Origin of the sequence: Harryflintia acetispora (genome assembly GCA_004340125.1) — a bacterium.
In the GTDB taxonomy this organism is placed as follows: Bacteria; Bacillota; Clostridia; order Oscillospirales; family Ruminococcaceae; genus Harryflintia; species Harryflintia acetispora.
Map to the genome: position 1 here is coordinate 154065 of SLUK01000005.1, position 17473 is coordinate 171537.

At 62.7% G+C, this 17473-nt stretch carries 14 protein-coding genes and 1 riboswitch; of the genes, 8 read left to right on the top strand and 6 right to left on the bottom strand.

The window, feature by feature from the left end:
* The first annotated feature begins 202 nt into the window (after positions 1 to 202).
* From EDD78_RS07380 to EDD78_RS07405, 6 genes are all read left to right on the top strand, one after another.
* Positions 203 to 1216, top strand: a complete 1014-nt coding sequence (locus EDD78_RS07380; protein ID WP_286170792.1) for a methionine ABC transporter ATP-binding protein — start codon at positions 203 to 205, stop codon at positions 1214 to 1216.
* Positions 1206 to 1865, top strand: coding sequence for a methionine ABC transporter permease (locus EDD78_RS07385; RefSeq protein ID WP_132084499.1), 660 nt, complete (start codon positions 1206 to 1208; stop codon positions 1863 to 1865). The genes EDD78_RS07380 and EDD78_RS07385 overlap by 11 nt, the downstream gene beginning before the upstream one ends.
* A 30-nt stretch (positions 1866 to 1895) precedes the next feature.
* Positions 1896 to 2786: a MetQ/NlpA family ABC transporter substrate-binding protein gene (locus tag EDD78_RS07390; RefSeq protein ID WP_132084500.1), complete on the top strand. Its 891-nt coding sequence runs from the start codon at positions 1896 to 1898 to the stop codon at positions 2784 to 2786.
* 32 nt (positions 2787 to 2818) lie between these two features.
* Positions 2819 to 3352 carry a M48 family metallopeptidase gene (locus EDD78_RS07395; RefSeq protein WP_132084501.1) on the top strand — a complete coding sequence of 178 codons (534 nt, stop codon included), beginning with the start codon at positions 2819 to 2821 and terminating at the stop codon, positions 3350 to 3352.
* A gap of 219 nt (positions 3353 to 3571) precedes the next feature.
* Positions 3572 to 3904 (top strand): hypothetical protein, encoded by a 333-nt coding sequence (locus EDD78_RS07400; RefSeq protein ID WP_132084502.1) that lies wholly within the window; start codon positions 3572 to 3574, stop codon positions 3902 to 3904.
* Positions 3901 to 6696 (top strand): Ig-like domain-containing protein, encoded by a 2796-nt coding sequence (locus EDD78_RS07405; protein WP_132084503.1) that lies wholly within the window; start codon positions 3901 to 3903, stop codon positions 6694 to 6696. Before EDD78_RS07400 ends, EDD78_RS07405 begins: the two co-directional genes overlap by 4 nt.
* A 94-nt stretch (positions 6697 to 6790) precedes the next feature.
* Here the strand turns inward: EDD78_RS07405 and pflA are convergent, their stop codons facing one another.
* From pflA to EDD78_RS07425, 4 genes are all read right to left on the bottom strand, one after another.
* Entirely contained in the window at positions 6791 to 7510 is a 720-nt protein-coding gene (pflA, locus tag EDD78_RS07410) for a pyruvate formate-lyase-activating protein (protein WP_132084504.1), read from the bottom strand.
* A gap of 81 nt (positions 7511 to 7591) precedes the next feature.
* The gene (gene pflB, locus EDD78_RS07415) at positions 7592 to 9817 is read right to left on the bottom strand and encodes a formate C-acetyltransferase (protein WP_079698454.1); all 2226 of its coding nucleotides are present in this window, start codon (positions 9815 to 9817) and stop codon (positions 7592 to 7594) included.
* Positions 9818 to 9884: 67 nt separating this feature from the next.
* A riboswitch (ZMP/ZTP riboswitch) is annotated at positions 9885 to 9969 on the bottom strand.
* A gap of 67 nt (positions 9970 to 10036) precedes the next feature.
* Positions 10037 to 11344 (bottom strand): sensor domain-containing diguanylate cyclase, encoded by a 1308-nt coding sequence (locus tag EDD78_RS07420; protein ID WP_165873147.1) that lies wholly within the window; start codon positions 11342 to 11344, stop codon positions 10037 to 10039.
* 146 nt (positions 11345 to 11490) lie between these two features.
* Positions 11491 to 12513: a YeiH family protein gene (locus EDD78_RS07425; protein WP_079698452.1), complete on the bottom strand. Its 1023-nt coding sequence runs from the start codon at positions 12511 to 12513 to the stop codon at positions 11491 to 11493.
* A 125-nt stretch (positions 12514 to 12638) separates the two neighbouring features.
* Between EDD78_RS07425 and EDD78_RS07430 the strand changes: the two genes are divergently transcribed.
* Positions 12639 to 13544 (top strand): LysR family transcriptional regulator, encoded by a 906-nt coding sequence (locus EDD78_RS07430; RefSeq protein ID WP_132084505.1) that lies wholly within the window; start codon positions 12639 to 12641, stop codon positions 13542 to 13544.
* A 495-nt stretch (positions 13545 to 14039) separates the two neighbouring features.
* Here EDD78_RS07430 and EDD78_RS07435 read toward each other — a convergent pair whose 3' ends face one another.
* Positions 14040 to 14945, bottom strand: a complete 906-nt coding sequence (locus EDD78_RS07435) for a Ppx/GppA phosphatase family protein (RefSeq protein WP_132084506.1) — start codon at positions 14943 to 14945, stop codon at positions 14040 to 14042.
* Between the two features lie 6 nt (positions 14946 to 14951).
* Positions 14952 to 16550, bottom strand: a complete 1599-nt coding sequence (locus EDD78_RS07440) for an amidohydrolase (RefSeq protein ID WP_132084507.1) — start codon at positions 16548 to 16550, stop codon at positions 14952 to 14954.
* A gap of 254 nt (positions 16551 to 16804) precedes the next feature.
* Between EDD78_RS07440 and EDD78_RS07445 the strand changes: the two genes are divergently transcribed.
* A complete protein-coding gene (locus EDD78_RS07445; protein ID WP_132084508.1) occupies positions 16805 to 17401 on the top strand; it encodes a hypothetical protein in 597 nt (198 codons plus the stop codon).
* The last annotated feature ends 72 nt before the right edge of the window (positions 17402 to 17473 follow it).

The window sequence follows — 17473 nt, forward strand, 5'->3', positions numbered from 1 at the left end:
AGCCCCCCTTTAGGCTGCGACGGGTGCGCCCGTGAACGCGCCAGGGTGTCGGCTTACTGCCCGCACCCGCAAAGGCCCGTACGCCGTGAGGCGCGGGTAAATCAAGGTGGTACCACGGGAACGTTTATCCCCGTCCTTTGAAGCAATTCAAGGGACGGGGATTTTTATTTCCCTTTCAGAAGAACAGGAGGAGGGTACGCGTATGGGAGAGCCCATGATCGAAATCAAGGGATTGTGTAAATCCTTTGAGACCAAAAACGGCCGGGTGGACGCGCTGCAAAACATCGACCTGACGATCGGGCGGGGGGATATCTTCGGCGTAATCGGGATGAGCGGCGCGGGTAAGAGCACCCTGGTGCGCTGCATGAACCAGCTCGAACGCCCCGACCGGGGGCAGGTGCTGTTCGACGGGGTGGACCTGTGCGCCCTGCCGGCAAAGGAGCTACGGCAGGCGCGCCGGCAGATGAGCATGATTTTCCAGCAGTTTAACCTGCTTGAGCAGCGCACCGCGCTGCAAAACGTCTGCTTCCCGCTCGAAATCGCCGGAGAACCCAAAGAAAACGCACGCGCACGGGGGCGCGAGCTGCTGCAGCTGGTGGGCCTTACCGAGCGGGAGGGCGCCTATCCCGCCCAGCTCTCGGGCGGCCAGAAGCAGCGCGTCGCCATCGCGCGGGCCCTCTCCACCAATCCCAAGGTGTTGCTCTGCGACGAGGCCACCAGCGCTTTGGACCCGACCACCACCGCCTCCATCCTGGCGCTGCTGCAAAAAATCAACCGCACGCTGGGGATCACCATCGTGATCATCACCCACGAGATGAGCGTGATCGAGGAAATCTGTAACCGGGTGGCGATCATCGACCGCTCCGCCATCGCCGAATGCGGGCGGGTGGATGAAATCTTCCAGAACCCCCAAAGCGAGGCGGCGCGAAAGCTCGTTTATCCCGAAGGGCGCGCCGCGCGCCAGCTGATCGGGCGGCGGTGCCTGCGGATCGTCTTCGACGGCAGCTCCTCCTTCGAGCCGGTGATCGCCAATATGGTCCTCGCGTGCAAGGCGCCCATCAACATCCTCTTCGCAAACACCAAGAACATCGAGGGCCGGGCCTTCGGCCAGATGGTGGTGCAAACCCCCGAGGACCAAGCGCTCGTCGAGCGGATGATCCGCTATCTGCACGCCCAAAACCTGACTGCCGAGGAGGTGAGCGGTTATGTGGAATGAGGCCATGATCCAAATGCTGCTGCTCGGCATTGTCGAGACGCTGTATATGACGCTGTGCTCCACCCTCTTCGGGTACCTGCTGGGGCTGCCGATGGGGATTTTGCTGGTGACCTCCGGGCGCGGCGGGATCCTCCCGTGCAGACCGCTCTTCAAGGTTCTGGACGTGATCGTCAACCTCACGCGCAGCATCCCGTTTTTGATCCTGATGATCGCGGTCATCCCCTTCACCCGGCTGGTGGTGGGAACCTCGATCGGCTCTACCGCCACCATCGTGCCGCTGGTCCTCTCGGCCGCGCCCTTCATCGCGCGGCTGGTGGAGTCCTCGCTGCAGGAGGTCGATCAGGGCGTGATCGAGGCGGCCCAGTCGATGGGCGCCTCCCCGCTGCAGATCGTCTACAAGGTGCTGCTGCCCGAGGCGCTGCCCTCGCTGATCAATGGGGCGGCCATCGCGACCACCACCATCTTGGGCTACTCCGCCATGGCCGGGGCCGTCGGCGGCGGGGGGCTGGGGAATATCGCCATCAGCTACGGCTACAACCGTTATCAGACCGACGTGATGTTCGTCACCGTGGTGCTGCTGATCATCATCGTGCAAATCTTCCAGGAGATCGGCACGCGCGGCGCGCGCCGCAGCGACAAACGCAGATAAATCCCATTTTATTTACAGGAGGTCATTATCATGAAAAAACTACTTTCCATCCTGCTCGCGGGCTCGCTGGCCCTGTCCCTTGCCGCCTGTTCTTCCGGCGCGGGAGAGTCCTCTTCCAGCGAAGCTCCGGCATCCAGCGAACAATCCGCCTCCAGCGAGGCGGCCCCCTCCGAAGAGACCGGCAGCGAAGCGCTTACAGCAATCCGTGTCGGCGCCTCCCCCACCCCGCACGCCGAAATCCTGCGCGAGGCCGACAAAGAGCTGCAAAAGCAGGGGTACAAGCTGGACATCGTGGAGTTTACCGATTATGTGCAGCCCAACCTTGCGCTGGACAGCGGCGACCTGGACGCGAACTTCTTCCAGCACGGGCCGTATCTCGACAACTTCAATACCGAGAATAACACAAAGCTCGTCTCGGTCGGAACCGTCCATTACGAGCCGCTTGGAGTCTACGCCGGCAAAACCAAGTCGCTCGAAGAGCTCCCCGACGGGGCGGCCATCGCGGTGCCCAACGACACCACCAACGAGGCGCGCGCGCTGCTGCTGCTCCAGGACCAAGGGCTGCTGACCCTCAGGGAAGGCGTCGGGATCACCGCCACCAAGGCGGACATTGAGAGCAACCCGAAGAACCTGAAGATCACTGAGATCGCCGCCGAGCAGCTCGCGCGCTCGCTGCAGGACGTGGACCTGGCCGTGATCAACGGCAACTACGCCATCCTGGGCGGGCTCAAGGTGGCCGATGCGCTGGCGCAGGAGGAGAAGGATTCCCTCGCCGCCGAAACCTACGCCAACGTCCTCGCCGTGCGCGAGGGGGACGAGGGCCGGGAGGACATTAAGGCGCTCTTCGAGGCGCTGAAAAGCGAGCCGGTCAAAGCCTTCATCGCAGAGAAATACGAGGGTTCGGTCGTCGCGGTAGACTAGCAATTTTCCGGTATCACCGGGGAGGGGTATCCATGCAAAGAAGGGCCGGGGAAATCGAATATGAGCTGACCTATAAAAAGGTCAAAAACCTCAATTTGCGGGTACAATCGGACGGCGCGGTCGCCGTCTCGGCCCCCATGCGGGTCCCCCTGCATGAAATTGACCGCTTCGTCCTCTCACGCGCCGGGTGGATCGAAGCTGCGCGGCAACGCACGTTTGTGCGCCGCACGCAGCTTGAGTCGCCCGAGCGGTACACCGAGCAGGAGTGCCTGCGCGCCTTCGAGGCGATCAGCGCACGCTTTTACCCGCTCTTTTCCAGGGTCCTGCCCGCACCGCCCGCGCTGAAAGTGCGCCGGATGAAATCCCGCTGGGGGGTCTGCCATATCCAGAAGCGGCAGATCACCCTCAACACCCGCCTGATGGAACAGCCGCTCGCCGCACAGGAATATGTGGTGCTGCACGAGTACGTCCATTTCCTTTATCCCGACCATCAGAAGGGCTTTCATGCGGCGATGGAGCGGCTCATGCCCGACTACAAGGAACGCAGGAAGCTGCTGATACGCTAATAAAAAAGACCACTAGAAAGGCTTTCTAGTGGTCTTTTTTTATGGTGTAATTCGAGGTTCGGGCAGGTCTTTCACCCGAACCGTTTCAATTTATCCTAATTATATCCTGTTCTGGAACAGATTTCAAGGGAAAACAACAAATTCAGCGCTTTCCCCCAAACGACGGGACCGGCAGAAAGCCTTGCTATAGGTCTTTTTATTTGGAGGGAGGACTTCATCATGAAAGCAAAATTGTTCACGGTCATCCTGTCCGCGCTGGCGCTTGCCGTATTGGGCGGCTTCACGCTGGGAGACAGCGGGGCGCGGGAGCATTACGCCGGGCTGCTCCGGGAGAGGAGCATCACCGGGGCTGAATTTATGGCGGGCAGCATTTCTGCGGAAATGCAATTGCCGGCTGACGCCGGCGGCCCACCTCATGGGGGGAATCATCCCCCCATGGACCCCCTAACTCTCCGAGGAGGGATAAGCGTGGGTGAGAGTGAGAAGGAGCCGCTCGACGATTTCGTCATCGGCGAGATCACCCAGGGCCGCGAGGCAGGTGAGCCCGCGTGAGGATTCCTTCGCGCCGGAGCGCCGCCGCCATCTTTGCCATCCTCTTCTCGCTGAGCCTTGCAAGCCCGGCCTTGGCCGCCACCGTCGGAGAGTCGGGGGGAGTCTCCGGCGGGGCGGAAATAGAATATGAGCCCGCCCCGGTCCCCGGGGGGAGAACGGCCCGGGCGGCACTGTTCTCCGCCGGGGCGGAGACGGAAGCGATCACCGTCAAGCTGGGCAACAACGATCCGGACCTGATCACCGGCTTCACCGTCGCCGCCGCCCCGGCGGGCGGCGGCGAGGCCCTCTATGGCGTGCGGCAGGGGGCGGGCTGGGACTACAGGATTCCTTTCTCCGCCCCGCCTCAGGAGGACACCGACTTCACCATTACCGTGACTTCCCAAGGCAGCGCCCCGGGCTTCCACGCGGCCGGGGTGAAGGAAACGGTGATGACCTACAACGCGATCAAGAGCCTGACGATCAAGAGCGGGGATACCGACGCGACCGGGAAAACCCTCTACCTGCAGACGAACAACGCCCAGGGGCGGCAGAGCGTGCAACTGACCGCCAGCAAGAATGGCAGCACAAGCAGTACCGGCCCGACCGGCCACCCCTACATGAAGGCGAACGGCTACGCCGAACAGGTCCTCTGGACGAGCAGCAACGAGGCCGTCGCGTCGGTGGACAGCACCGGCCTCATCACCGCCCACACCGGCGGGACGGCGACCGTCACCGCCAGCGTCTATGGCGGGAGGGTGAAGGCCACCTGCACGGTCAACGTCTCGGCGGTGACGGGGGTGTCGCTGAGCCACACCGCCTATACCCTCTTCACCGGCGGCACGGCGGCCGAGACGCAGCTCACCCTCACCGCCGCCCTGACGGGCGGGGTATCCAGCGACGAGCTGGAATGGACGAACAGCAATCCCGGCGCCGCCGCGATGACAGTCGCGGCGGATGGGCGCAGCGCCACCATCGATGCCAGCGGCAGGACGGCGGGCAGCACGACGATCACCGCCCACATCAAGGGCGCGCCGGACACAGCGCAGTACAAGGCGAGCTGCACCGTTACAGTGGTGACCATCGGCAGCGTGTCGGTCAGTCCCGGGAACTACACCATCTACACCCTGGCCGAGCCAAGGACGGTCCAGCTGGCCGCGACGGTAACGCCCAACGCCGCCCCGGTCTGGAGCAGCAGCAATCTGTCGGCGGCCACAGTGAATGAAACCGGGCTGGTTACGGCGGTCGCGCCGGGGAGCGCCATCGTCACAGCCTCCGTGGGTGGTAAGAGCGCCAGCTGCGCCGTCACGGTCAAGGACAGGATCGCTGTCACCTCGGTGACAGTCAGCGGAAACAACAACCTGGTGCGCACCAGTGACAACCTCAGTCCCACTTCCCAGCTTTCTGCCACCACCGATCCCCCCAACGTCACTTTCCCGGCGGTGACCTGGGCGAAGACCGGCGGCAGCGCCAATATCAACATCAGCGCCTCGGGGCTGGTAACGGCGACTGCGGCGGGCAGTGCCACCTTCACCGCCACCGCCGACGGCGTGACGAGTGCACCCTATACCGTCACCGTGACCGACCAGAAGGTCACGGGCATTACCGTTGCACAAAAGTCGGTGGACAAGGGCGGCACGGTTCAGATGAGCGCCACCGTCTCCCCCAGCAACGCCGTCAACAAAAACGTCACCTGGTCGCTGGCTTCGGGGAATGTGGCCACGGTCAACGCCAGCGGCCTGGTCACCGGCGGGGTCGGCAGCAACGGCACGGTTACGGTGAAGGCCACCGCCGCCGACGGCTCGGACAAATCGGGCAGCGCCACGGTTACGGTCAACGGCTGCGCGCACGCCCTCTCGGCCGGGGGCTACGGCTCCGGGGCCGGTACCTCAGGTAGTCCCTGGAAGGTGGGCACCGAGGCGCAGCTGCGCCATATTGACCAGCACAATACCGGAAAATCCTTTTTACAGGAAAACGACATCACATTGGCCCAAACCGGCGGCGCGACCTCCAAGCTCAGTGGCGCGGTTTACGACGGAAACGGCTATTATATCAAAAATCTTTCAGTCAACGAGACCGGTAATGGCGGACTTTTTGGCTGGCTGGATAATAGCACCGTTCAGAATGTGGGCGTTACCACCACCAACTGGATCACAGGCTATAATGTCGGCGGGATCGCCGGCGCATGTGATGGCGCCACTATCCAAAACTGCTTTGTGGAGGCAAAAATCATGTCCTGCGATCACGTCGCGCCAGCCTACCCCTCCACCGGAGGAATCGCAGGCGGGCTAATGAATTCCACCGTCACAAACTGCTATTTTGCTGGAACCATCCAGAACACTTCGCTGGGCAGCGGCACCAGTCCCGACTTGCGCCTGATCGGTGGGATCGTGCCCTATGCCCGCGGAAGTGATAACAAGCAGTGCATCATCACCAACACCTATAACATGGCCGATCTGAATTACGGCTCTTCGATTTGGCCAAGCCTGATCGGAGCCATTACCGGTGATAGCTCCTTCTGGGTCGGCAGCAACTGCTATTCCGGCCTCGTCTACTCCGCCAACAACTATTGGCTCTCCACCGCACTCCACGCCCCCACCTACGGGATCGGCGCCTGGTATGGTGCTTTCGGCCAGACCACCGTCAACCCCGGGCCAAGCAACGCGGGCTGCGCCGCCCTCACCAGCTTCTCTTCCCTCCCTCCGGGGCTGGGTTCGGATTGGGAAATGGGCACCGTCCTCTTTCAGCGCTCCACCGGCAGTTCCTCTCGGGTCTCGGCCCTGGTCCTCAAAATCTTTACGCAAAAACATCCATAAAACCGGTTTAGAAAGGCATGCGGGCGGCAGATTGAATCTGCCGCCCGCATGCCTTATCAGTAAGCGTCCCGGAAGGGGTACCCTGTTTCCCCTTTTATTTTGCCAGCCGCACCAGCGACTGGAGCCGCGCCACCGCCAGGGGGTCGGCCTCGGGGATCTCTCCCATCGGGAAGGGAATTCCCATCTCCTGATATTTTTCCAGGCAGAGCCTCCGGAAGGGCAGCAGCTCCACCCGCTCAACGCAGGAATAAGGCGCGATCAAGGAGTTGAGCCGCCCGATGCTCTCTTCGTCGTCGTTAAACCCCGGTACAATCACCTGACGGATCCAGACCGGAATTTTTTGCCTCTCCAGCTCGTCGAGAAAGCCCAGTGTCTTGGCGAGCGAGCCGCCGGTATGCGCGCGGTACGCCTCCTCGGTGGTGAACTTGAGGTCCAGCAGCACCAAATCGCACACGTCGAGCAGGGCCCTTGCCTCCTCATCAAGGATACATCCGCTGGTGTCCAGCGCGGTATGGATCCCATCCCCGCGGCAAAGTGAAAAGAGCCGGCGCACAAATGCCGCCTGCAGCAGCGGCTCGCCGCCCGATACCGTCACCCCGCCCCGCGCGCCGAAATATCCCTTGTAGCGGCGCACCCGCTGGAAGAGCGCCCCGGCCCCGGTGCGCACGCCGCCCGCCCTCTCCCAGGTGTCGGGATTGTGGCAATAGCAGCAGCGCAGCGGGCAGCCCTGCAAAAAGACGACCGAGCGCACGCCCGGCCCGTCCAGGGTGCCCATCGACTGGAAGGAATGGACCCGTCCGTAAAGCTCCTCCATCACCAATACCCTCCCCTCTTCGGACGTTTTGCGCCGGTGCCGCCGTGAAAAACTGCCGCCAATTGCGGCAAAGGCGCAAAACTACATCGCCTCATGGAAGGTGCGGGAGATGACCTCGCGCTGCTGCTCGCGGGAGAGCTTGTGGAAATTGACCGCGTAACCCGACACCCGGATGGTGAGGTTCGGATAGAGGGCGGGATCGTTGTAGGCCTCGATCAGCTTCTGTTTATTGAGCACGTTGATGTTGATGTGGTGGGCGCGGTTCCCAAAGTACCCGTCCAGGATGTCCACCAGGTTCTGCACCTGCTCCTCCTTCGTCTTCCCAAGCGTCCCCGGGGTGATCGAGAAGGTGTTGGAAATCCCGTCCCGGCAGCAGTCGTAGGGGAGCTTGGCCACCGAGGAAAGGGAGGCCAGGGCCCCCGCCTCCTCGCGGTTATGCATGGGGTTCGCACCGGGGGCGAAGGGCTCGCCCTGCTTGCGCCCGTCGGGGGTGGAGCCGGTCTTTTTGCCATAGACCACGTTGGAGGTGATGGTCAGCACCGAGAGGGTGTGCTCCGCGCCGCGGTAGGCGGGTGTTTTTCGCAGCTCGTCGATCATCAGGCGCAGCTGCTCCCCTGCGATCTCGTCCACCCGGCTGTCGTCGTTGCCGAACTTGGGGAATTCGCCGGTGGTCTCGAAGTCCTTGATGTAGCCCTCCCCGTCCCGCACCACCTTTACCTTCGCGTACTTGATGGCGGAGAGCGAGTCGGCCAGCACCGACAGCCCCGCCACCCCGAAGGCCATGAAGCGGTGCACGTCGGTGTCATGCAGGGCCATCTGGGTCTTTTCATAGGCGTACTTGTCGTGCATGTAGTGGATGACGTTCATGGTGTTGACATAGAGCTTACACAGCCAGGCGCGGTACTCGTCCAGCCGGGCGGTCACTTTATCGTAGTCGAGCACCTCGCCCTCATAGACCTCCCCCTTCGGGCCGATGTCGATCCCCGAGAGCTGGTCGTGCCCGCCGTTTAAACAGAGCAGCAGGAGCTTGGGCAGGTTGCACCTTGCCCCGAAAAACTGCATCTGCTTACCGATCTTCATTGCCGAGACGCAGCAGGCGATGGCGTAGTCGTCCCCGTAGATGGGCCGCATAAGGTCGTCGTTTTCATACTGGATCGAATCGGTGTCCACCGAAACCTTGGCGCAAAAGCGCTTAAAGCCTTCCGGCAGGCGCTCCGACCAGAGCACGGTCAGGTTGGGCTCGGGCGCGGGGCCGAGGGTATACAGGGTATTGAGAAAGCGAAACGAGCTCCTGGTCACCAGGGGGACGCCGTTCTCCCCCACCCCGCCGACGCTCTCGGTGATCCACATCGGATCGCCGCCGAAGAGCTCGTTATAATCCGGGGTGCGCAGGTGGCGCGCCATACGCAGCTTCATCACGAAGTCGTCGATCAGCTCCTGCGCGCCGCTCTCGTCGAGCACCCCGTTCTTCATGTCCCGCTCGAGATAAATATCCAAAAAGGTGCTCACCCGCCCGAGCGACATGGCCGCGCCGTTTTGCTCCTTGATCGCCCCGAGGTAGCCGAAATAGGTCCACTGGATGGCCTCCCGCGCGTCCTTTGCCGGCTCGCTGATGTCGAAGCCGTACATCTTGGCCATCTCAATGAGCTTCTGCAAAAAGGCGATCTGCTGGTAGAGCTCCTCGCTCAGCCGAATGGTATCCACGTTCATCTCGCCCTCGCCGAGGGCGGCCTTGTCGCGCTGCTTCTCCGCGATCAGCCTGCCGACCCCATAGAGAGCGACCCGGCGGTAGTCCCCGATGATCCGCCCGCGGCCGTAGGCGTCGGGCAGGCCGGTGATCACCCCGCTCTTGCGCGCGCGGCGCATTTCGTCGGTGTAGACCCTAAATACCCCGTCGTTGTGGGTGGTGCGGTAGGTGAACTCGTCCTCGATCTTGCGCGAGAGCGTATAGCCATAGCTCTCACAGGCGCTGCGCGCCATGCGGATCCCCCCGAAGGGGTTGACCCCGCGTTTTAAGGGGCGGTTGGTCTGCAGCCCCACGATCAACTCCTCGTCCTTGCAAAGATACCCCGGCTGGTAATTGGTGAGAGAGGAAACGGTGGTGGTGTCGATGTCCAGCACCCCGCCGAACTCCTGCTCCACCTTGAGCAGGGTATTCAGCCTCTCCATCAGGCGCGCCGTGCGCTCGGTCGCGCCGCAAAGGAAGCCGTCGTCCCCGATATAGGGGGTATAATTTTTCTGGATGAAATCCCGCACGTCGATCTTGTCCTGCCATCTGCCCGGCGCAAAGCCTTCCCACTGCTGCATAAGTCTACCTCCTGTATGTTCGCGGCCCCTTTGGCAAAACAAAAGGGCCATTCCCATGGTTCCCCACAGGAATCGCCCAGACGGTCGGCTCAATCCGCTTTCGTGCTCCACTGTAGTTATTCTACAATTACCCGTCAGTCGCACGCAGCGCTCTTCTTTGTATCCAGTATAAAGGCTCGGCGCCGCCCTGTCAACCATGTAAAATGTAGAAATTTCCCCTCAGCGCCGGTCGGATTTTGGGGAAGGAGCCCCCTCGCGCCGCAGCCCCCCGCTATAAAAGCAGAAGGTGCCCTTCCCCTGCCGCTTGGCCTCGTAAAGCGCGAGGTCGGCCTGCTCGTAGAGCGCCTCGTAGCCGCCGCCCTGCGGGGTGCTCAGCGCGATCCCCACGCTGCCGCTGACCTGCCCCCCGGGCGAAGTCTGCAAAAAGGCGCCGCAGAGCTCTCTTGCGCGCTCCTCGACCGGGACGCGCCCCGGCAGGTCCTTCATCAGGATGATAAATTCGTCCCCGCCCGCGCGCCCGATGATATCGCTGGCGCGGAAGAACCCGCTGATCCTGCGGGTGACCTCGACCAGAAGCCGGTCCCCGTAGCGGTGGCCGTAGCTGTCGTTGACCGCCTTGAAGTTGTCAAAGTCGAGGACCATCAGCGCGTGCAGCCTGCCTTTTCCCTCGCCGTCCAGGTAGTCGCGGATCATCGCCTCGGCTGTGGTCTTGTTATATAGCCCGGTCAGGCCGTCGCGCTCGGCGCGGCGGCGCTGGCGCTGCGCCTCGCGCATCTCCCGGTCCACGTCGATCAAAATGCCCACCGCGCTGTGCAAGGACTCCTCCCGGAGCCCGGTCAGCCCCGCGCGCATCCAAAGGCTCCCCTCGCCCTTGCGCACCCGCACCGTCGCCTCGCTATAGGGCGCGCCGGCGCGTACCCGCTCGAGCAGCGCGCGAAAGATTGGCGCGTCCTGCGGCTCCAGAAAGCTCTGCGCGTCAAAGCCGCCCAAAAAATGCTCCATCTGGGCGGGATGGCCGAAGCGCTGCTCCCATACCTCGGAGAAATGCACCCGGTCCCGCCCGATGTCCCACTCGAAGATCACCCCGTCCGACTTTTCCATGATCAGCCGGTAGCGCTCCTCCCCCAGTCGCACCTGCTCCTGGAGCGCGCGCGCCTTCGCCTCGCAGGGCGAATGGGCGAGCGCGCGCGCCAGGCGGAGCTCCATCGCAGCCGCGCTTTGGCAGCCGAGCAGCACCTCATAAGCGCCCAGCCGCAGCGCCCGCTCCTCAAGCGCCCCGTCCGGCAGGAAGACGACGACCGGCACCCGCCTGAGCGCCTCCTCCCGCCCCAAGGCCTCGAGCGCCGCCAGCGACTCCTCCCCCGGCAGCGCCAGCAGGATGAGCGAGAGGCGGGGCGATACAGCGCTTGCCCGGCGAAGCAGCGCGGGCACATCGTTTGCCCCCGCCAGCTCGAAATCCCGCCCGAAGCGCGTCAGAAACCTTTGCGCCTCCTGCGGCGCGAAGAGGATGACTTCCCTGTTTTCCATCTGATCCCCCACCTTCGAATAGGAAGAGATGTCCCCCCAAAAACGCAAAAAGAATCCCGCTCCCGGCAGAATTCTTTTTTGACATCAGCTTCGTATTACTGGAAATTATACCAGCAAATGGGAAAAACGTCAAGCAAAATATCCCCTTAACGCAGCAGGAGGAAGATTAACCCGAGCGCGAAGAGCACCTGGCAGCAGCCGGTCAGCGCGCCGTAGAGCATGGCCTTGGGCCCCTCGCTGAGCAGGACCTTGAACTTCACCCGCATCCCGATGGCCGCCAGCGCAATGATCTCGAACTGGCTGCTGACGAAGTGCGCACCCTCGCTCAAAATGCCGGGGATCAGGTGCAGGCTGTTGATCACGCACAGCACGAAAAAGCCGATGATGAACCAGGGGACCCCCGCCTTGACCTTCGCGTGCCCCTCCTGCCTGCCGCGCGCGAAGAGCGGGCCCTCCTCCTCGGTGTTCATCCGCGAAAAGAGCAGGGCGACCAACACCAGAAAGATGATCCGGATAATCTTGAAGACGGTGGCCATCTCCACCACCGGGTCGCTGACAAATTTGGCCGAGGCGATCACCTGGCCGATGGACTGCAAAGTGCCGCCGATCAGGGCCGAGGTGTGCAGCACCTCGTGCTGGTAAACGAAGCCGGACAGGATGGGCAGCAGCACCATCAAAAAGGTCCCGGTCACGTTGACGATGGTGATCGACAGGCCCTTGTCCTTCCCGTCGGCCTTCACCACCGGCGCCACCGAGGCGATGGCGCTCGAGCCGCAGACCGCGTTGCCCGCGCACATCAAAAGGGAAAACTTCTTGCCAAAGCCCAGCGCCCGCCCGATCAGGTAGGCCGCCGCGATGGTCAGTCCCATCTGGATCAGGATGAAGCCAAGACCGCCCGCCCCGACCGAGAGCACATCGCCGAGATTGAGCGTCGCGCCGGTGAGCACGATGGAATATTCCAACAGCCGGCTTTCGGAAAACTTGCTGCCCCGCTCGAACACCGGCCGGTCCAGCAGGGTGTTCCCCAGCAGGATTCCAAAGCCGATGGCGAACATCGCCGCGCCCACCGCCGGCAGGAAGGTGGCCGCATATTTCGCGAGCATCCCCAGGATCACACAGACTACCAGCCCCGGCAGCACCTCTTTTACTACCGTCAACCACTTTGTCATTTTCTCCAACCCCTTTTTGTCACACTGGGGTTGATTATACTCCTCTTTTAATATAAAATAAAATTATTAATTCTTATAAATCGATTTATAAAAATAATATGTGACATTAGAAAGGAATTCTTTCTATGCTCGACTTCCGGATCCAGACCTTTCTGACCCTCTGTGAGACCCTCAGTTATACCAAGACCGCCGCTCTGCTGCACATCACCCAGCCCACCGTAACCCAGCACATCAAATTTTTAGAAAATGAATATGGCTGCAAGCTGTTTTGCTACAGCCGCAAGTCCCTCTCCCTGACCGAGCGGGGGGAGCTGCTGCGCAGCTGTGCGTTGGGGCTGCGCGCCGGCAGCGAGCGGGCGATGCGGCTGCTGCGCGCGCCGCGCGCCGAAGGGCGGCGGCTGCGTTTCGGAGCCACCCTGTCCATTGGAGAATACGTCATGCCCGCCCTGCTGGAAAGATACCTCTCACTCCACCCGCAGGACGAGGTGCAGATGACGGTGCAGAACACCCAGAGCCTGCTGCACGCGCTGGAGCACGGCGAAATCTCCTTCGCCTTTATCGAGGGGAATTTCAGCCGCCGGGACTTCGCCTCCTTCCCGCTCTCCGAGGAGGAATTCGTACCGCTGTGCGCGGGGGATTCCCCGCTCGCGCGGCAGCCCGTTCCCTTCGGGGCCTTGGTCGGGGAGAGGCTTATCCTGCGGGAGCGCGGATCGGGCACCCGCGAGGTGCTGGAATCCATTTTAAGCGAGCACAACCTCCCGCTCACGAGCTTCCCTTTGCGCTGTGAGTTGGGGAGCTTCGGGGCCATCAAACGGTTGGTGGCGGCCGGGATGGGGATCACCTTCGCTTACCGCGAGGTGGCGGCAAAGGAGCTGCAAAGCGGAGAACTGAGCGTGATCCCCATCGAGCGCTTTGCCGCCGGACGGGAGTTTTCCTTCGTCTGCCTGCAAAACGATATTTTTATGGAGGACTACCTCGCATTCTACCACTTCTGCAAGGAGCGGCGAGCCGCCGACAGCGAGGCGCTGTAGCCGATTCGCGAAGGGACTAGTTTACAAAACGGACATGCTCAGTCCGCGTCCTGAATAATAGGGTTCCAAGGGGGCTGCGCCCCCTTGGCGGGGAGTTTGAGGGCGAGGAGCCCTCATCAATCGTAAAAAGGCGTAGGAGGGGTGAATCGGACCTCCAGTGGAGGTCCGAGAGGGGAACCCCAAGAGGGGTTCCCCAAAAACAAGGGGAAACCCATCTCGGGGTTTCCCCCTCAAAGCGTCCACTGGACGCTTTGATTCCCTCTTCCCCTTTTCGCTGGCGCGATATGTTCGTGGGGCACCGCCCCACACCCCGCCAAAGGGTCGTTTGACCCTTTGGAATCCCAAATTTTTTTCAAGTTGACATTCAGTGAATGTCAACTTTATTTTTAGGGGAGAGGGTTATCATATAAACGCTTTCGGCCACTGTGCCTATCCCCGCATCAAGATCAGAAGATCCGACACCCCCGCCTGTCCACACTATAGGTCCCGTGAGGATCAGCCCTGTGCCCCCAGCACCCGTTCGAGCAGATAGCCCTCCCGCACGCCGCTGCTGCTGACCTCCACCGTTTGGCAGCCGAAACGCCGCACCGTCTCCTTGAGGATCATCATCCCCGGCAGCAGGCTCGGCGTGCGCTCGGGCACGACCCGGTAAACCGCGGCCTGCTCGGCCTCGTCCCGGGAGCGCAGCCGGTGCACGATCTGCGACACGTTCCCGGCGGGAAAGGCGGTTTCCCCCTTCGCCGCCCCGAACAGCTCCCGGCTGATTTTCAGCGCCGCGCGCACCGTGCCGCCCACCCCGCAAAGCAGGTCGCAGCGCCCGGCGTCCTTCCAGTCCAAGGCGTCAAACTCCCTGCGGATCGCTTTCTTGATCTCCTTACGCTCGTTCGGCGTGGGCAGCAGTCCCTCGACATACGCCTTGTGCAGCGAGAGCGAGCCGATGGGAAGGCTCACCAGATGGACGATTTGGCGCTGCCGGAAATGGACCAGCTCGGTGCTCCCACCGCCGATGTCCACCAGCATCCCCTCGTCCAGGCTCAGCGTATGGGCCGCTCCCACGAAATCGAGGTGCGCCTCCTGTGAGCCGGAGAGCACCACCAGCTTCACCCCGGTGCGCCGGGCGATCTCAGCCACTGCCTCGGAACGGTTTTCAATGTTGCGCAGCGAAGCGGTGGCAAAGGCGTGCATCTCTTTGATCCCGAAATGCCCGAGGATTTCATGGAAGCTCTCCAGCGCCGCGCAGGCGCGCTCGATTCCGGTTTCTTCCAGGATGCCCCCGCTGACGTAGCCTGCCAGCCCCGCCATCTCTTTTTTATTGATCAGAAGCCGCGGCTGCCCATCCTGCACCTCGTAGATCGACAGCCGTATCGAGTTTGACCCGAGGTCCACGATTCCATAGTTCATGTTGTCTCACTCCTCGCAGCGGTAAAGGGTCTTCCCCTCCTTGATGGTCTCCAGCACCCGGATATTCCGGATTTCCTCGGGCGACACCCGTAGGGGATCCCGGTCCAGGATCACCATGTCGGCCAGCTTCCCGGGGCGAAGGGTACCCTTGCGCCCCTCCTCGAAATACTGGTAGGCGGCGTTTTTGGTCACCGCCGCCAGCGCCGCGGCAGGGGTGATCCGCTCACTTTCGCCCAGGAGCACCCCGTCCTTGGTGCGCCGGCAGACCGCGCACCAGAGCGTTTCAAGCATATCCGGCGGCAGAACCGGCGTATCCTGATGGAAGGTGAAGGTCACCCCTTCGCGCAGGGCGCTGGCCGCCGGGCTGATGAGGTTCGCCCGCGCGGGGCCGAAGTTGTGCAGGTGCACATCCCCCCAATGCCAGACATGGGCCACGAAGAAGGAAGCGATCATCGAAAGCGCTCGCAGGCGCGGCAGCTGGTCGCGCCGCAGCAGCTGGGCATGGATCATCACCGGGCGGATGTCCGGCGCGCCGGGGTTTTGCTCCCGCGCGGCGGCGTAAGCGTCGAGGAACTGCTGCGCGGCGGCGTCCCCGTTGCAGTGGGCCAGCAGCTGCGCTCCCTCGCGCAGCGCGGTGTCCAGATAAGCGCGCACCTGCTGATTCTCGTGGGCCGGGTAGCCGCGATAACCCGGCTCGCCCCCGAGATAGGGCTCGCTCATCCAGGCGGTGCGCCCTTGGGGCGAACCGTCGAGGAAAATTTTATACCCGCCGAGCTTCAAGTGGTTTTGATACTCCCGCCAGTCCCGGTTTTCATGCAGCATTCCGGGACTGCCGCAAAGGTCTGCGTAGGCCACGGTATCGACCATGAGCCTCCCCTCCTCCGCCGCCTGACGCAGCAGCTCCCACTGCGCGGGGGCGGTGAAGCCGTCCTGCACCGTGGTGATCCCGTGGCGCAGGTAGACCTTCTGCGCCTCTTCGAGCAGGCGCAGGCTCTCCTCCGGCGAAGGCTCCGGCATGCGCGCGGCGGTCGCGGTGAAGGCCGCCTCCTCCAGGTAGCCGCTCGGCTCCCCGTCCAGCTCCCGGCCGATTTTTCCGCCCGCCGGGTCGGGGGTGGAGGCGGCAATCCCCATCTGCCGCAGGCCCTGGGTGTTCATCACCCCCATATGCCCCGAGGCGTGGGAGATCACCACCGGGTTTTGCGGTGCGGCGGCGTCCAGCAGCCTGCGGTCGGGGTGCTCCCTTCCCGGCAGGAGGTTGTTGTCATAGCCAAAGCCGGTGACCCACTTCCCGGCGGGCACCCCGTGCGCGGCGACATAGTCCCGTATCCGCTTCGCAATCTCCTCTTGGGACTTCGCCCCCTCAAGCGGGACCGAGGCGAGGGTGCTCGCCAGCGAGGTGATGTGGCTGTGCGCGTCGATAAAGGCGGGCAGCAGCGTGCGGCCCAAAAGATCCACGCGCCGAGCGCCGTCCCCGGCGGCAAGGCGCAGCTCGTCGTAGCTCCCCAGCGCTTTGACGGCCCCGCCTTCGACGAGCAGCGCCTCGGCAGGCGCGCCTTTCTCCAGCGTCAGGATATTGCCATTGTAGTAGATTTGTCTGTCGGACATTGTAAAAGCCCCCTTGCATGTATCTATTTTCTATTATAGCATTCCTCCCGCCGAAATAAGCAAGCGATGTGTGACGGGGAATCGTCTTTTTGATGAACGGCCTTCCCTACCGGGCCATATAATAGAGTGGCATCCAAATTGGATGCCGGTATCCATATCACCTCCCGCTTCCGGGAGGCGGACGACGCGCCGGAACTGTGAAAGGTTTGTGCGGCGCGGCAAAATCCATGTAGTTTCAGACGGAGGAAATCAAGATGAACATCATTAACTGCAGTCCTTTTAACAATTGCGGCGCCAAGCCCGACTGTGGCTGCGGGTGCGGGTGCGGCTGTGGCTGCGGGTATGGCTGTGGCTGTGGATGCGGTTGCTCAAATAGCTGCGGCTGTAACTGTGCGACCCCCTATGCCCTGGACACCACCAGCACCTCCAACTATTCGGTCAATTACAGCTGCTACAAGAACAACTGCGCGGCCGGCTACGGCTGCGGCTGCGCCTATCCGTGGGTCGCCAGCGGCGGCTTTATCCCCACCCCGGAGGAGCCCTTCCCCTGTTCGGCCGCCTGCGCGGCGCAGGGCCGCCAGGTGGATTACAGCGGCTATACCGGCGGGTTCTCCCATGTGACTTATGAAAACGCGGGCCGCTGTGCCCGCCAGAACTGCGCTTGCCAGTGCGGCTGCGGCGGCACCGCCGCTGCCACCAGCTGCGAGGACGCCGTGTCGCTGCTGCAAAACCCCTGCTACGGCCTGGCCAGCTTAAAGTCCGAGCTCGAGCAGGTTCACTCCCTCACCGGTGCGGTCTATGAGATGATGGCGCCCGTTCCGATCCCCTGCGCCTGCGCCTGTGCGCGGTAGGCAAAAAAGGGGAGCCCATTAGAACAGAGAGCCGCGGCGAAGGGCGCCCCTTCGCCGCGGCTCTCTGTTTAC

Excerpts from the sequence above, each read along its gene's own strand:
- EDD78_RS07420 (WP_165873147.1), bottom strand. The coding sequence starts at position 11,344 with ATGGAAAACAGGGAAGTCATCCTCTTCGCGCCGCAGGAGGCGCAAAGG.
- EDD78_RS07380 (WP_286170792.1), top strand. The coding sequence starts at position 203 with ATGGGAGAGCCCATGATCGAAATCAAGGGATTGTGTAAATCCTTTGAG.
- pflB (WP_079698454.1), bottom strand. The coding sequence starts at position 9,817 with ATGCAGCAGTGGGAAGGCTTTGCGCCGGGCAGATGGCAGGACAAGATC.
- EDD78_RS07425 (WP_079698452.1), bottom strand. The coding sequence starts at position 12,513 with ATGACAAAGTGGTTGACGGTAGTAAAAGAGGTGCTGCCGGGGCTGGTA.
- EDD78_RS07430 (WP_132084505.1), top strand. The coding sequence starts at position 12,639 with ATGCTCGACTTCCGGATCCAGACCTTTCTGACCCTCTGTGAGACCCTC.
- pflA (WP_132084504.1), bottom strand. The coding sequence starts at position 7,510 with ATGGAGGAGCTTTACGGACGGGTCCATTCCTTCCAGTCGATGGGCACC.
- EDD78_RS07390 (WP_132084500.1), top strand. The coding sequence starts at position 1,896 with ATGAAAAAACTACTTTCCATCCTGCTCGCGGGCTCGCTGGCCCTGTCC.
- EDD78_RS07400 (WP_132084502.1), top strand. The coding sequence starts at position 3,572 with ATGAAAGCAAAATTGTTCACGGTCATCCTGTCCGCGCTGGCGCTTGCC.
- EDD78_RS07385 (WP_132084499.1), top strand. The coding sequence starts at position 1,206 with ATGTGGAATGAGGCCATGATCCAAATGCTGCTGCTCGGCATTGTCGAG.
- EDD78_RS07445 (WP_132084508.1), top strand. The coding sequence starts at position 16,805 with ATGAACATCATTAACTGCAGTCCTTTTAACAATTGCGGCGCCAAGCCC.
- EDD78_RS07440 (WP_132084507.1), bottom strand. The coding sequence starts at position 16,550 with ATGTCCGACAGACAAATCTACTACAATGGCAATATCCTGACGCTGGAG.
- EDD78_RS07435 (WP_132084506.1), bottom strand. The coding sequence starts at position 14,945 with ATGAACTATGGAATCGTGGACCTCGGGTCAAACTCGATACGGCTGTCG.
- EDD78_RS07395 (WP_132084501.1), top strand. The coding sequence starts at position 2,819 with ATGCAAAGAAGGGCCGGGGAAATCGAATATGAGCTGACCTATAAAAAG.